This is a genomic window from Pseudoalteromonas sp. Xi13 (assembly GCF_003952205.1).
GTDB lineage: Bacteria > Pseudomonadota > Gammaproteobacteria > Enterobacterales > Alteromonadaceae > Pseudoalteromonas > Pseudoalteromonas atlantica.
This window is the reverse complement of the sequence record NZ_CP034439.1, coordinates 2,948,869-2,962,042: the sequence shown is the minus strand read 5'-3', so window position 1 is coordinate 2,962,042 and position 13,174 is coordinate 2,948,869. Positions and strand designations below refer to the sequence as shown.

Annotated in this window: 14 protein-coding genes; 4 read left to right on the top strand and 10 right to left on the bottom strand. The window is 40.9% G+C overall.

Features of this window, described 5'->3' with window-relative positions:
- Window positions 1-23: 23 nt before the first annotated feature.
- Both EJ103_RS13295 and EJ103_RS13290 read right to left on the bottom strand, forming a co-directional pair.
- Window positions 24-881 carry an MBL fold metallo-hydrolase gene (locus EJ103_RS13295; protein WP_126008079.1) on the bottom strand — a complete coding sequence of 286 codons (858 nt, stop codon included), beginning with the start codon at window positions 879-881 and terminating at the stop codon, window positions 24-26.
- Between the two features lie 428 nt (window positions 882-1,309).
- The gene (locus EJ103_RS13290) at window positions 1,310-3,193 is read right to left on the bottom strand and encodes an AMP-binding protein (RefSeq protein WP_126008077.1); all 1,884 of its coding nucleotides are present in this window, start codon (window positions 3,191-3,193) and stop codon (window positions 1,310-1,312) included.
- Window positions 3,194-3,377: 184 nt separating this feature from the next.
- On the opposite strand from EJ103_RS13290, the gene EJ103_RS13285 reads away from it, so the two are divergent.
- Window positions 3,378-3,782, top strand: coding sequence for an NUDIX hydrolase (locus tag EJ103_RS13285; protein WP_029772935.1), 405 nt, complete (start codon window positions 3,378-3,380; stop codon window positions 3,780-3,782).
- Here EJ103_RS13285 and EJ103_RS13280 read toward each other — a convergent pair.
- From EJ103_RS13280 to EJ103_RS13265, 4 genes are all read right to left on the bottom strand, one after another.
- Entirely contained in the window at window positions 3,772-4,860 is a 1,089-nt protein-coding gene (locus tag EJ103_RS13280) for a polysaccharide lyase family 7 protein (RefSeq protein WP_126008075.1), read from the bottom strand. The genes EJ103_RS13285 and EJ103_RS13280 overlap by 11 nt on opposite strands.
- A gap of 128 nt (window positions 4,861-4,988) precedes the next feature.
- On the bottom strand, window positions 4,989-5,939 hold the full coding sequence (locus EJ103_RS13275; RefSeq protein WP_126008073.1) for an alpha/beta hydrolase: 951 nt from the start codon (window positions 5,937-5,939) through the stop codon (window positions 4,989-4,991).
- Between the two features lie 46 nt (window positions 5,940-5,985).
- Window positions 5,986-6,756 carry a transporter substrate-binding domain-containing protein gene (locus EJ103_RS13270; protein ID WP_126008777.1) on the bottom strand — a complete coding sequence of 257 codons (771 nt, stop codon included), beginning with the start codon at window positions 6,754-6,756 and terminating at the stop codon, window positions 5,986-5,988.
- A 94-nt stretch (window positions 6,757-6,850) separates the two neighbouring features.
- A complete protein-coding gene (locus EJ103_RS13265) occupies window positions 6,851-7,846 on the bottom strand; it encodes an AraC family transcriptional regulator (protein ID WP_126008072.1) in 996 nt (331 codons plus the stop codon).
- A 97-nt stretch (window positions 7,847-7,943) separates the two neighbouring features.
- Between EJ103_RS13265 and EJ103_RS13260 the strand changes: the two genes are divergently transcribed.
- Window positions 7,944-8,390: an SRPBCC family protein gene (locus tag EJ103_RS13260; protein ID WP_126008070.1), complete on the top strand. Its 447-nt coding sequence runs from the start codon at window positions 7,944-7,946 to the stop codon at window positions 8,388-8,390.
- Window positions 8,387-9,208: a sterol desaturase family protein gene (locus tag EJ103_RS13255; RefSeq protein ID WP_096740120.1), complete on the top strand. Its 822-nt coding sequence runs from the start codon at window positions 8,387-8,389 to the stop codon at window positions 9,206-9,208. Before EJ103_RS13260 ends, EJ103_RS13255 begins: the two co-directional genes overlap by 4 nt.
- 5 nt (window positions 9,209-9,213) lie before the next feature.
- Here EJ103_RS13255 and EJ103_RS13250 read toward each other — a convergent pair whose 3' ends face one another.
- From EJ103_RS13250 to EJ103_RS13235, 4 genes are all read right to left on the bottom strand, one after another.
- A complete protein-coding gene (locus EJ103_RS13250; protein WP_126008068.1) occupies window positions 9,214-11,046 on the bottom strand; it encodes a DUF4105 domain-containing protein in 1,833 nt (610 codons plus the stop codon).
- Window positions 11,047-11,126: 80 nt separating this feature from the next.
- Window positions 11,127-11,609, bottom strand: coding sequence for a DUF3015 domain-containing protein (locus tag EJ103_RS13245; protein ID WP_024033216.1), 483 nt, complete (start codon window positions 11,607-11,609; stop codon window positions 11,127-11,129).
- A gap of 166 nt (window positions 11,610-11,775) precedes the next feature.
- Window positions 11,776-12,159: a hypothetical protein gene (locus EJ103_RS13240; protein WP_126008066.1), complete on the bottom strand. Its 384-nt coding sequence runs from the start codon at window positions 12,157-12,159 to the stop codon at window positions 11,776-11,778.
- Entirely contained in the window at window positions 12,156-12,461 is a 306-nt protein-coding gene (locus tag EJ103_RS13235) for a hypothetical protein (RefSeq protein WP_036963831.1), read from the bottom strand. The genes EJ103_RS13240 and EJ103_RS13235 overlap by 4 nt, the downstream gene beginning before the upstream one ends.
- Before the next feature lie 271 nt (window positions 12,462-12,732).
- Here EJ103_RS13235 and EJ103_RS13230 point away from each other — a divergent pair, with 271 nt between their 5' ends.
- A complete protein-coding gene (locus EJ103_RS13230; protein ID WP_024033213.1) occupies window positions 12,733-13,152 on the top strand; it encodes a VOC family protein in 420 nt (139 codons plus the stop codon).
- The last annotated feature ends 22 nt before the right edge of the window (window positions 13,153-13,174 follow it).

The window sequence follows — 13,174 nt, the reverse complement described above, 5'->3', positions numbered from 1 at the left end:
CTATAAATGCATACACATACAATTTATAAATCGCTGCGCCAGCCCATGCCCGACTCTTCCATAAGGCGCTCGTATACGCCCTCAATATTAAGTGGCAGCCATGCTTTATATTGCTTTAAATCTGAAAATTCATCGAGCTTAACGTTTTGTTTTATTTGCTCTAGGCTTTGCCCTGCAAGTGCGCCTGCGGTTACTTGGCTGTAAAGCTTCTCTATATAGCGTAAGTAACGTGCTACATGGGCTTTATTACCCATATCGGCATGGCCGCCCACAAAGGTATTAAAGTCGTAATTTAATACCGCTTGGGTTGAATTAATCATACCTTGAATATCGTAGCTCCACAGTTTTTGCCATGGCATTCTGCCAATGACTATCCAGTCGACCACAAATAGTGTTTTTTGTTTTTCGAACAGCATACTTACTGAGCCTCGGCCATCTTTAGGGCCGTGGTAGTTAAGTTTTAAGGTTGAGCCGCCAAGGGTAAGTATTAGTTCGTCATCAAAGGTAAGGTTAGGGGTAACCGTTTTTATTTTTGTGTTTTTAATATCTTGCGCGGTAAGTTTGTGCGCAACAAAGGTTGTGTGCTGGCTTTTAAATACCTCTGCGCCGTAAATATGGTCGCTGTGATTATGGCTATATACAACATATTTTACCGGTACGTTATAGCGAGTTTTAATTTGCTCCTTTAACCACGTGGCAGCTTTTTTATTAAGTGGGTCGGTAACTATTGCACCTTGTGGAGTGATTAAAAATACCGAGCGGTGTCTGTCGTCAATAAAGCGGTGGAGGCCATCGCCTAAATCTTCAATTTCGTAACTTTGCGCCATAAAACCTGTAAATAGTAGGCTGGTGGCAAGTAGTGTTTGTATTAAGCGAAGCATGCACAATCCTGTTTAATGTTCTAAGGGTCTGTTGACCTTTGCGGATTAAAATTTGTTCAAACTAGGGGCTATTTAATCGCGGCGCGAGGTTTGTAACCTAGTAGGCTAAGTAAAAGCCGAGCAAAGCTTCCGCGTCCTGCTCACGCCCTTTACCTACACCATGTAGGCAACAAAGAGTAAATAGCCCCTAGGAAGAACCCTTTGGGCAGCGCCTGTTTGGCATTAATGCTACGTTATCGCCTATTTGTGGGGAACAACCACACTATATAGGCTCTGCCTTGCCTAAATACCAAACAGACAGCTGCAAATTTAACCTTAAAAGATCAACAGACCCTAGCATTAAGTAAGAAAGTGCTAATGAGTATAAAATTTCAGTCAAAGTAAAAGCCATTTTATTTTAAATATAAAGTGGCTTTGTTAGGTTGGATTTAACGCAGGGTGAGCTGCTGGTTTATTTCTTCAAAAATACCGGCGTCGTCTATGGTTGAAGGTATTTGTAGTTCGTCGCCATCGACCAGTTGACGTAAATTTTTGCGTAGTATTTTACCTGAACGAGTTTTTGGTAATCGCTCTACGCTTACTATCGTTTTAAGGCACGCTATAGCGCCTATTTGGTTGCGTACTGTTTGCACAAGCTCTTGCTCTACATCAGTAGGGGAGCCGGTAAAGTCGTTTTTAAGTACGATCATGGCCATCGGTAATTGGCCTTTTAGTGTATCGGTAACCCCAAACACCGCGCACTCTGCAACGGCTGGGTGGGATGCGACTATTTCTTCCATTTCGCCGGTTGAAAGCCTATGGCCTGCTACGTTTATAACATCGTCGGTGCGGCCCATTATAAATAGGTAACCATCGTCATCTATGTAACCACCATCGCCGGAAAGATAATACCCCGGGTACTGTGTTAAATAACCGGTTTTAAAGCGCGCTGTGTTTTGCCAAATGGTGGGTAAGCAACCTGGTGGCAGCGGCAATTTTATAGCCACCACGCCTTGCTCGTTTGGTGCGCATTGCTCGCCTTGCATATTCAATATTTGCACATCAAACCCAGGAGTTGGCACGGTAGAGCTACCTGGTTTTGTTACTAATTCTTCTATGCCTACGGGGTTACAGGCAATGGCCCAGCCGGTTTCTGTTTGCCACCAGTGATCGAGTATTGGCAGGTTAGTTTTTTCTTTTAGCCAGTTGTACGTTGGCGGGTCGAGCCGCTCGCCAGCTAAAAATAGTCGTTTTAAACTACTGGTGTTGTACTGCTTAAAGCCCTCTGCATTTGGGTCTTCTTTTTTGATGGCTCTAAACGCAGTGGGCGCTGTAAATAATGCATTTACTTGGTATTGCTCTACTACTCGCCAAAATGCACTGGCATCAGGTGTGCGAACTGGTTTGCCTTCAAATAATACTGTTGTACAGCGATAAATTAGCGGGGCATACACTATGTAGGAGTGCCCAACGACCCAGCCTATATCTGAGGCAGCCCAAAACACCTCGCCGGGCTGCATGCCGTAAACGGTTTCCATGCTGTAGTGCATAGCAACACCATGGCCGCCGTTTTCACGCACTACGCCTTTAGGCGTGCCTGTGGTGCCTGAGGTATATAAAATATAAAGAGGATCACGCCCACTTACAGGTACTGGCTCTACTGCAGTGGCTGTTTGCATTGCCTCATCCCAGTTAATATCTCTTGAGGGGATAAGCGTGGCAGCTACTTGTTCGCGCTGGTAAATAACGCAGTGATCTATTTTATGATTGGCAAGATCTATGGCGTGATCAATCAGCGGTTTATATTCTATTACGCTATCTACCTCTACACCGCACGAAGCGCTCAGTATGAGTTTAGGTTTAGCATCGTCTATACGTACGGCGAGTTCATGCGCTGCAAAGCCACCAAATACCACAGAGTGTATAGCGCCTAATCGGGCGCAGGCCAGCATGCCTATTACAGCTTGGGGGATCATGGGCATATAAATAACAACGCGGTCGCCTTTACTAACGCCTAACGATTGCATTACACCGGCAAATTTAGCTACCTCTTGCTGTAGCTGGTAGTAGCTATACTTCTGCTGCGTATTGGTTACGGGGGAGTCGTAAATAAGCGCGGTTTGCTCGCCAAAACCGGCAATAACGTGTTGGTCGAGCGCTAAAAAACTGGTGTTTAGTTGGCCATCATCAAACCAATGGTAAAGGCCGTCAGTGTCTTGTGTGTAGGCGTGTTCAGGCTTTTTATACCAAGGTAGGCGCTTTGCTTGTTCAAGCCAAAATTGTGCTGGGTTTTGTTTAAAGCTTTCGTATTGTTGTTTATATGGGCCTAACATAGTGGGCTCCTAATACTAAATGTGTGTGAGAGACCTTACAAAAGGTAGGCTTTTTTTTAACCGATAGGTATTCGACTATGGTCGGCTAAAAGTTAATCAACGCTTTGGGTTTTAAAATACAAAATTGACAATACAAAGCGTGTGGCTCAGCATGGCGCGCAATTAAAATAAGAGAAAATACAATATGAGTAACGTAGTAAGAGTAGGGGTTGCGGTTATTATAATGCGCCAAAACACTATTTTATTAGGTGAGCGAATAGGGTCGCATGGTGCAAATACATGGGCAACGCCTGGTGGACATTTAGAATTTGGTGAAAGTGTTGAGCAGTGCGCAATACGCGAGGTATTTGAGGAAACAGGGCTAAATGTGAGTAAAATTACCAAGCTTGATTTTACTAACGATATTTTTAGTGCTGAGAATAAACACTACATTACTTTATATGTAAAAGCCGATTACGAGGGCGGCGAGCCTGTGCTAAACGAGCCAAATAAATGTATGCAGTGGCGCTGGTGCGACATTAATAATTTACCATCGCCACTGTTTACATCACTTAAAAACTACTTAACTACAACAACGCTTACGGCTTAGTTGATGGGCTTAATACTAATTTTTTAAAGCTCACTTGGGCGTAATCACCATTTTGTTTGTCGGTAGCCCAATCGCCAGTGCCTAAACAACCTGGGTACCAAATGCCTTTAGCGCTTTTGGTGCTACATTGGTTATATGCACCCGCTTTAAAGTAATGCCAATCGGCAGCATAGCCATTAGGGTGATCTTTTTCATCTACCTTGCCATAGGCATCTACGTTATTGCCTAAGTTAATTGCGTAGTTAACGTCTTTTTTGCCTTGGGCGCTAAAGGTTAAGTACATCATGTTTTTATGCACGTTTACTGTGTAACTAAAGTCTTCGCCAAGCGCTATGCCTGTCGCACCGGGATCGTCCGAGTTTTCCCAGGTATTACCCCACACAGGGTATGTAATGTCGGTTCGGTTAGGATCTTTTTTTGGTAAGTTACGTTCGTAATTCCAAAAAACAGATCCGGTTTTATGGCCAGGCCATTTTTTATAATAAATTTTAAGTGGTTCGTTACCCCAGCCAAAACCCAGTTTTGTATCTATTAGGGCTTGATCTTTACCTGCGTGAATTTGCCCTACCACCACAGAATAAGCGGCTTTTTTATTAGGATCGTTAGCGCGAAGCGCAACATGATCCACCTTTAGCGTGGCTTCCATTTTTCCGCCTACCGAGCCAAAGCGCTCCGATAGCGGGTGTACAGCTAGGGCAAAGTTATTCTTTGAATTTTTAGTTTTTATTTTGGTATTGGTGCCGCGGATCATTTGCCTTAGTTCACTGCGGGTATTGGTTGAATTGGCACTGGTAAGCGCTTTGTTTGGCGAGGTAAATACCATATAACCTTGATCATCAAGGTAGAAAAAATCAGGGTGCGCGTAGGTTTGGATCTCTTCTACGTCTATGGTATCTATTTTTCCATCGTTATTGAGATCTACAGGTACGTTGATTTTCCATTGCGATAAATCAAATTTTGACGCAGGTACTGCGGCATTACTATCAACAGGTGTACTTGTGCTGGCACAGCCCATAAATAGCAAAGGGGTAACAGCAGCCAGTGCTGTGAGTTTAAAAGTAGATGTTAGATTTTTCATTGTTGTCTCTGTGTGATGATATTAAAAATGAGCGATATTAACTTCGCTTAACTTTAATCTAACATACCAATTTAAAATATCAACATTACCAATTTTTTGTTTGTGTAGTTTTTATAGTGCCTTTTTGGTTATACCAAAGTGGTTTTTTGTTGCTGTTGTTTTTTACGTTTTTTATTTAGGTGTTTGCGCTGCGCTTTTTTTACATGCTTAACTATCCACTTTGTCATAAGAGGCATAAGTTCTGGCGCAAAGTTATGGCCCATCCCAGGGACTACTCTTAGCTTGGCTTTTTTTATAAGGCTTGCCGTTTTTTTGCCTGCTCTTACGGGTATTACCACATCGTCGCTGCCGTGAATTACTAAAGTAGGCGTTTTAATTTTACGAATTAAATGTTGCCTATCTTTACTCGCGGCCATAGCAATAAGTTGGCGTTTGTAGCCACTTGGATTATGCGAGCGCTCTACAATTTGCGTTGCATGATGGCGAAGTGCGTCTTCTGATTGAGGATAAGCGGGGCTGCCAATAAGTTGGTTAAGTTTAATGTTGTAGTTTATCGCCTCATCACGGCTGGATGTTTTTGGCTTTAATTTGGCAAGCTTTATAAATACGCCAATGCTTTTGGCACTCAGCCTTGGCAGGCTAGAGCTTGACATAATAGTGGTTAAACTTAGCACCTTTTTTTTATGTTGAGCTGCAATTAGCTGAGCAATCATACCGCCCATAGAAGCACCTACAAAGTGTGCTTTTTTTATTTTAAGCGCCGCCATAAGCGCCAATACATCGTTTGCCATATCATCAAGTAAATAGGGCGTTTGCGTGCGTATGGGCAGGCGTTTACTTAACCACGATTTAAATAAACTCGGGCTAGGGTGATGCTCTAAATGGGTAGATAGGCCAGTATCGCGGTTATCAAAGCGTATAACCCTAAAGCCTTTTTTTACTAAGGTGTAGTAAAGCGAGTCCGGCCACACGGTCATTTGTGCGCCTAAACCCATAATAAGTATGATTGCGGGGGCTTTTTTATCGCCTTCGTCTTGGTAACTGAGTTTTATACCCTGAGGTGTTTTAATTGTTCGCATAGCCAACTAGCAGTGTTTGCGTTGCTAAAATTATAGACCCTGTTTATTACAACTTGTTGGCAGTAGCCGGAAGCGGTAGCTGCCATTTGGTTAAAATAGCCTGATATTCGCCGTTTTCTTTTAGCGTGTTAAGTGCATGGCTAATAGCGCTTGCGGTGTGTTTATCTAGGGTTTTGTTGGCACTAAAATATAATTTTGAAGGGTAGTCGGTTAAATGAATTCGTTTCGTTATTAAATTGGGATTTAGGCCAGAGTGCTTTAGCTCGTTATTTAACGTAAGTGTGTTGGTTAGTACAAAGTCGATGCGTTTTTTATAAAGCATTTGCCACAGTTGCTGATAGTAGCTTACAAGAACTAGGTTTTTGTCTTCGGTAAAACCGGCGTTTTTCAAATAGGTGGCACTTGAATAGCCACGTATTGTGGCCACTTGGTAAAATTTTGCGTGATTAAGGTGGGTAACTTCATCAGTACGGTTTTTTAAGCTAACTAAATAAGCATCGGCAAAGTATGACTCACCTAGCCAGGTGTATTGCCTTGCTCTAATGGGGGTTTTTAAAAGAGACAACGCAATTGCATTTGGGTTGTTTTCAAGCATTGTAAAAATACGCGCCATAGGAATTATTTCAAACTTGGCGGATAGCTTTGTGTGTTTAATGGTGGCTTTGGCTAAATCGACTAATGCGCCGTCGGGTTCGTTATTTTCATTTATAAAATGATATGGCGGGAGATCTTCTGCTACAAAGGTAATGGTTTGTGCGTTGCACATGGCGCTATAAAGCATAAACACACAAATACTTAATACTACACGCACAAATATAACCCACATTTTTAATTATTATGCGCTCTAGTTTAAAGAGTGTTGATTAAAAGGTATACCATAAATGTTTATTTAATGTGAATAACACTGCGGTTCATTTACGTTTTAAAAATTGTGTGGGTGTGCAATGGTGCCATCGTAAAAAAGCACGATTAAACGAGCTCTGATCTTTAAAGCCTAACAGGTTAGCTAGTTCGCTAAGTGGGAGCGTACCAATTAACGTGTGGGAGCGGTTTTTTCTTTCTTGTTCAAGCAATTGCGCAAAGGTTACATGTTGTTTTTTTAAATGTCGCTGTAGCGTGCGCGGTGTTACGTTTAGTGCGCTTGCAACTGCAATAAGCTGGCAATTTCGTAATGTTGTTTTTGCAATAAGTAGCTGTTTAACTTTTTCTGTTAGGCACTGCTGCCTTTTAAAACGCGATAGCTGCTGTTGTGAAAGCTGCTTAAATGTAGCATTTACAATGGCGTTGTCGGTTTTAAAGGCAAGGTTTAAATAACTGCTCGGAAAGTTTATTTGGTTATGCGCTGCGCCGCTTATAACGGGGCATTTAAACCAGGCCTCTAACTGTTGTGTGTGCCTTTTAGGCCAATTATGTATAAAGCTGATACTGCTTGGGCAAAGCGATGCGTTTATTAATTGGCGAATAACGCTTACCCACGCAGTCATGTTTCGTAATACTACTTGTTCATTACAATGAGGATGAGCATGCCAGCGCACCGTAGCGGTGTCTGCAGTTTGCAAAAACTGCGCTTTACCAATATCTGCCACTAAGCTGTCGTAATTTAACAGTGCCTTTATAGCGCTACTTAGGGTATCGCTCGATTCTATTAAATAGCCCAATATACCGTAATCTGCGGGGCGAATGTGCATACCTAAAGTAAAACCAAACAGCGCATCGTTTAGCACTTTTTGGCCGTACACAAGCAGCGCATTGTAACTTTGTAAACTAATACGGGGTGCTAATTGCTGACTATGCTGGCGACTAAATTCAGTAAACCCGATTGCCTTAAGAGCCGTATTAGAATCAATACCTTGGGTTTGCAAGTAATCTAAAATGCTCGAAAAGTAATGATCAGCCAGTGTATGCATTTGTCGTCTAAAGCTAAAAAATGGTCGTGTATGAGCAAGCTTGCCATGTTCAATTTTTATATGCTAGTTACATGAGTAATTATCTTCGCTGTAAACAATGATCTTTATATCAATAAAACAAACGCTTAATGCAGATCCTTTGCAAATAATAACCACCTTGTTGGATCATCAGCAGTTAGATCGCTTTTTTAATGCCAAGTTTGAGCTAATAAAAACAGCAAATAGCGGTGAGCTAAAAGGCGGTAAAGGCGCTATTAGGCAAGTGAAAATGGCAAATGCCACGTTTAATGAGCGTATAATAATGGCTAACCCCAGCCACATTTGCTACCAAATAGTAGGTAATAAGCCTGTGGCAAACCATCAAGGTGATATTTATTTAGTTGCTAATACAGGCGCTAAAAGTATCACTACCGAGCTTAATTATTGTATACGCTGCAAAGCGCCGTGGTGGCTGCCAAATGCTTTGCTAAAACACTTAATTAGTAAAGATATAACCCAGGCATTAAATAAACTGCAGCATTACTTTATGGTGGGCAAAGTATGAACTCAGAAATTATTTTACTTGCCCTAAGCCCTGTATTTTTAGTGTTTGTATGCTTTGAATTTGTAAAATTTAAGCGCTATTACAATATAAAAGACAGCCTAGCAAACACCGTTTTAGCCTTGTTGCACCAAGGCGCAGATGCAATGGCACTGCTGCTACTTATGCCATTTTTTTACATGCTTTACGAGTACCGCTTATTTGATATAAAGCTAAGTGTATTAAGCGTTGCTTTTGCATTTTTACTGCAAGATTTTTTGTACTATTGGTTTCATCGTGCGTCGCATCATATTCATTGGTTGTGGGCTGCGCATGTGGTTCACCACAGCTCCACTAAAATGAATTTTACCACTGCGTTTAGGCAAAGCATAATGTACCCAGTAGCCGGCATGTGGGTATTTTGGCTACCTATGATACTACTAGGGTTTGACCCTTTAACCGTATTTAGCGTAGTGGCACTTAATTTGGCGTATCAATTTTTTGTGCACACGCAAATAGTGGCTAAATTAGGCTGGTTTGAAAGCGTATTTAATACGCCATCGCACCACAGGGTTCATCATGCAATTAATAAACGCTACCTTGATAAAAATTTTGCAGGTGTACTTATTATTTGGGATAAGTTATTTGGCACCTTTGTAGAAGAAGACAAAAATCAGCCCTGTAAATACGGCATAGTAGGGCAGCTAAATAGTAATAACCCACTAATAATAACGTTTCATCAGTGGGCTCATTTATTAAAAAGTACCTATACGGCGAAAGGATTAAAAGCTAAATGCAAAGTGCTATTTGGCTACCCAACCAGTAGCGTTAAAGTTAAATAACAGACTTAAAAGTAAAACTGCACTGCAAAACTAGCCGCAGTATTATAGCTGTGCCATTTTTCGTGCTTTATTTGGCTGCGAAGCGCTATATTACGCGACAGCGCGTAGCTCCAGGTTAGGGTAGCTTCGCTGTGGTTATTAGCATTATTATCGCTTAGCCAAAACATATTACCTGTTAGGGCTAGTTTGTGATTGTTATTTACTTGCCAAATAACGCCCGCCTCACTGCCTAATCCAACGCTGAGCTGGTTAGTAATATCTCCAGTATTTAGCTCAAACTGTCCCAAAATGTAGCCATGCACACTGTTTGGATTGCCATAAGATTTACCGTATCCACCCTTAGTAAAAAAACGGCCAGAGCGTTTGTTTGGGCTTGGTTGCCTATCAAAGCCCATTTTTATATTCCACGACCAGCTATCAAATACACGGTTATCGGGGGCAAGCGACATAGCATCAAGTAAGTAAAAGTGCTCAATCTGGCTATTCCCGCTATCTGATAGGTTGGCTGATAAGTCAAAAAAGCTAATTTGTGCACCGGGTATAAAGCCTGCGGGTCTGTCTAGTAAATCATGATAAGCAAGGCGATAAGCTACATTGGTGGTGTTTTGCTGGTTATTATTTTGCACTCTTTTAGCCGTTAGCCTTGAAGAGCCATGGCCTTGCTCTGGTGATGCTTTAGGCTTTGTCGGCTTAGACAAAGGTGAAGGAACCGCATACTTACTGCGCATTAAAAGTAACTTAGTAAGACGAGGGGCTATTTCCTCACGGTTAAGTGCTTTTTCGTAAAATTCAAAATTTAACCATTCGTACGCCATTTCTAATATGGCAACAAGTTCTTGCTGCGAGTAATTACGTGTATTTAATGGCTTGCCTTGCATAAGGGCTCTGGCATCACTTAGTTGTTGGTCACTTAATTGTGTTGAATAGTGGAATAACTTAGTGCCAAAGGCGGGACGATAATTTGGCGTTTGCAGTAAATTGTTATCCCTTAACACGGCGACAGTGTCTGAAGGAATAGCCTGCATATTAAATTGTGAGGTTAAGTTAAGCTCTTCATTTGCTAATTGCAGTAACGCGAGTAACTGATAGGAGCAATTTTCGTCTATAAAAAAATAATCAAAAGTGGCGTGTTGTAGCTCCCACAAATGTAGTAACACCAGCTCAACTTGTTGCTCGGTTAAGTTGAGTTTGTATTCCCAAATATCGCGTGATTCTAAATCATTATATTCGCGTACTTTTTTATAATACGGCATAAGCGAAAACTTACCCGGGTAGCTACCAATAAGGCCTTTTAATGCGTACATAGCAGCGTTATCTGAGCCATCAGGTTCTGCCGCAAAGTTTACAGCAAAGGCAATCAGCTCTTTACTACGGGTTTGATTTTTAGCATCGATGCGCAGTAAAGTGTGCCCAAACATAGAAGAGGGGCTGTTCATAAATGCAGTAGGGAATACAAGCGTAACCCCTTTAGGATTAATGACTTGTTGCCAGGCCTTAAGCTCAGCGCAATCAAGAGCAGGCCAATTGTTTTTAATTTTTGATTTTAGCCATGTGTAGCGAGCTGGAAATTGGCAGCTGTATTTTTGTTGACTGCTTTTATTGGCATTAAATGCGTTAATGGTGGCATTTAGCTCATCTACTGGGCTGGTTTTACCTGTAGGCGATAAAAAAAACTCGGCGCTATCTACTTCGCTTTTAAAGCTACCTAATGTGGTATTGCTGTAGTGGCCCAGTTTAAGCCAATAAGGGTGTGTGGCTAAGGTACTTTTTTCAATACTTTTAGCATGTGAATGCGTACTAAAAAGTATGGCTAGCAAGGTAAATAATATTTTTTTCATAATCACTAAATCATAAAAAAGCCGCTAGAGGATACTCTAGCGGCTTTATTTATACATATAAAACCGGCTAATTTAGCTGATTAAGAAAGAGTATAAGAAGCTAGTTGTGCATCGCTTGCTACAACAGCGTTTAGGTTTTCTAACACTGTTTGTGAAGTTACGTTCTCAGAAGTAAATACTGAAGAAAACTGTGCTTGAGCAAGCTTGTTGAATGCTGCTTTATCTTGTTCTGAAACGCCCCAAACCTCAGCAAGTGTTGCTAAAGTTTCGCCTTCACCTTGAGACATATCACGAGCAAGTTGCTCCATATTGCCATCGATGAATAATGCGATTTTTTCAGAAGAAGTAACTGTACCAGTACCGTCACAACCTAAAGTACCAAATGTGATACCGAAAGTTTGGTTACCAGAAGTACCATTAGTTGTAGCGCCTAAAATTTTAACGCCTTTACCTTGCTGACCAGCAAATAACATAGAGCCTAGGCCACAACCAATATCTTGGTCAGCCATTGCATTAGAGAAAGGAAGTAAAGAAAGTGCTGCTACTGCGATTATTTTTTTCATATTCATAAATCCATATACGATTAGTCTTTATTTAGGGTAAATAAAGATCGCGGAGGATTCTAACAGAGTTGTAGAAAAAAGGAACATAACTAGCTATGAATTTTTTCATGTTGCGTTTACTTTAAGCAATAAAATAAACAAGTTACTTACTGTTTTTAGCTTGCTTTTAAGAGCTTGGCTTTTTACTTCTTGGCGCTCCGAGTAAAATAAACATGTGGCAAATACAAATAGATAAAAATGCACTCACACCTAACGCACCGCCATAACCATCAAGCTTTGGTACCAGGTATTCAAATAAAAACGAAAATAAAATAGATGAGCTGGTCACGGTATAAATACCAAATCGGTGTGGGGCGCTCATGCCTATAAACGTGCCGCCAAAAAACACGACTGAGTATAAGTCGGGGTTTAGGTTTAAAGCACTTAATAGTAAATAAGCAATAATAGAAAGCGAGGCCGATGCACGTATGCCGTCAAAACGATTATGTTTGGCTAAGTAAAACGTTAAAAACGCACCTAATAAGGCTATAAATGGGTATTCTAAATTCATAAAACCATTCCTTTGGCCAACATAAATAAAGCCACGCTTGCAAAGGCAACACTGCCAAGCTTACCGCCAAATCCGGTAAACATATTTATGGTAAGTACATATAAACTGGCGCCAATAACAGAAATTATGGCTATTTCCCAATAACTTGTAATTAAGTGTGTAGAGCACATACCGGCAAAACTACCTGCGTAAATAGCCGCATAGGGATGATTTTTAAACCGAGCAGGAAAAGGAATAAACGAGCCAATTAGCCCTGTAAGCGCCGCCGAAATAACTAAAGGCAATGCAAAAGTAGTGTGCATAGCAAAGCAGGCAACAAAGCCTAAAAAGAAGGTTATAAACTTTAAAAATAAGAATTTAATCATAGCATCGCATTTTAAACTAATCCTTTTACGCTTTCTAACTATCTCTAATAAATAAAATGTGGGTGTTAGCGTTAAATGTTATTAAGGCTACTTTTTAATCTGGGTTGGTATTAACTATGCTTATTTGTGGCTGTTAATGTTTCATAAATTATATTTTATGTATAATAGAGGTTATTAATATACAAATTTAAAAGATTAAAGGTAATTTATGTCTAACTGTTTGCACTTGGCTATACCCGCTGGCGATTTAAAAGTAGCGAAAACGTTTTACTGTGATGTGCTTGGCTGTAAAACAGGGAACAGCGAAGAAGGGCGCTGGGTAGACATAGACTTTTGGGGTAATGAGCTCACATTACATCAAAGCGAAGAGCGCTTACCCACTGTTCGCCACGATGTAGATATGGGCGCAGTGGCGGTACCGCATTTTGGTATTCACTTATCTGAAGATGAATTTAACGGTTTAAAAAAACGTATAGAAGATGCGGGGCTTGAATACCTAGATAAACCGTATCGCCGCTTTGTTGGTGATGAGTTTGAACAAGAAACCTTTTTTATTGAAGATCCAAACGGCAACGTGCTTGAAATGAAAACCATGGTAAACCCTGAGGTTTTATTTAAAAAAGCGTAAGCAATATTTATTAAAGAATAGG

What these genes read in the sequence shown, in the direction of transcription:
- EJ103_RS13295 (WP_126008079.1), bottom strand. Translation starts at nt 881, where the DNA reads ATGCTTCGCTTAATACAAACACTACTTGCCACCAGCCTACTATTTACA.
- EJ103_RS13290 (WP_126008077.1), bottom strand. Translation starts at nt 3,193, where the DNA reads ATGTTAGGCCCATATAAACAACAATACGAAAGCTTTAAACAAAACCCA.
- EJ103_RS13285 (WP_029772935.1), top strand. Translation starts at nt 3,378, where the DNA reads ATGAGTAACGTAGTAAGAGTAGGGGTTGCGGTTATTATAATGCGCCAA.
- EJ103_RS13280 (WP_126008075.1), bottom strand. Translation starts at nt 4,860, where the DNA reads ATGAAAAATCTAACATCTACTTTTAAACTCACAGCACTGGCTGCTGTT.
- EJ103_RS13275 (WP_126008073.1), bottom strand. Translation starts at nt 5,939, where the DNA reads ATGCGAACAATTAAAACACCTCAGGGTATAAAACTCAGTTACCAAGAC.
- EJ103_RS13265 (WP_126008072.1), bottom strand. Translation starts at nt 7,846, where the DNA reads ATGCATACACTGGCTGATCATTACTTTTCGAGCATTTTAGATTACTTG.
- EJ103_RS13260 (WP_126008070.1), top strand. Translation starts at nt 7,944, where the DNA reads ATGATCTTTATATCAATAAAACAAACGCTTAATGCAGATCCTTTGCAA.
- EJ103_RS13255 (WP_096740120.1), top strand. Translation starts at nt 8,387, where the DNA reads ATGAACTCAGAAATTATTTTACTTGCCCTAAGCCCTGTATTTTTAGTG.
- EJ103_RS13250 (WP_126008068.1), bottom strand. Translation starts at nt 11,046, where the DNA reads ATGAAAAAAATATTATTTACCTTGCTAGCCATACTTTTTAGTACGCAT.
- EJ103_RS13245 (WP_024033216.1), bottom strand. Translation starts at nt 11,609, where the DNA reads ATGAAAAAAATAATCGCAGTAGCAGCACTTTCTTTACTTCCTTTCTCT.
- EJ103_RS13240 (WP_126008066.1), bottom strand. Translation starts at nt 12,159, where the DNA reads ATGAATTTAGAATACCCATTTATAGCCTTATTAGGTGCGTTTTTAACG.
- EJ103_RS13235 (WP_036963831.1), bottom strand. Translation starts at nt 12,461, where the DNA reads ATGCACACTACTTTTGCATTGCCTTTAGTTATTTCGGCGGCGCTTACA.
- EJ103_RS13230 (WP_024033213.1), top strand. Translation starts at nt 12,733, where the DNA reads ATGTCTAACTGTTTGCACTTGGCTATACCCGCTGGCGATTTAAAAGTA.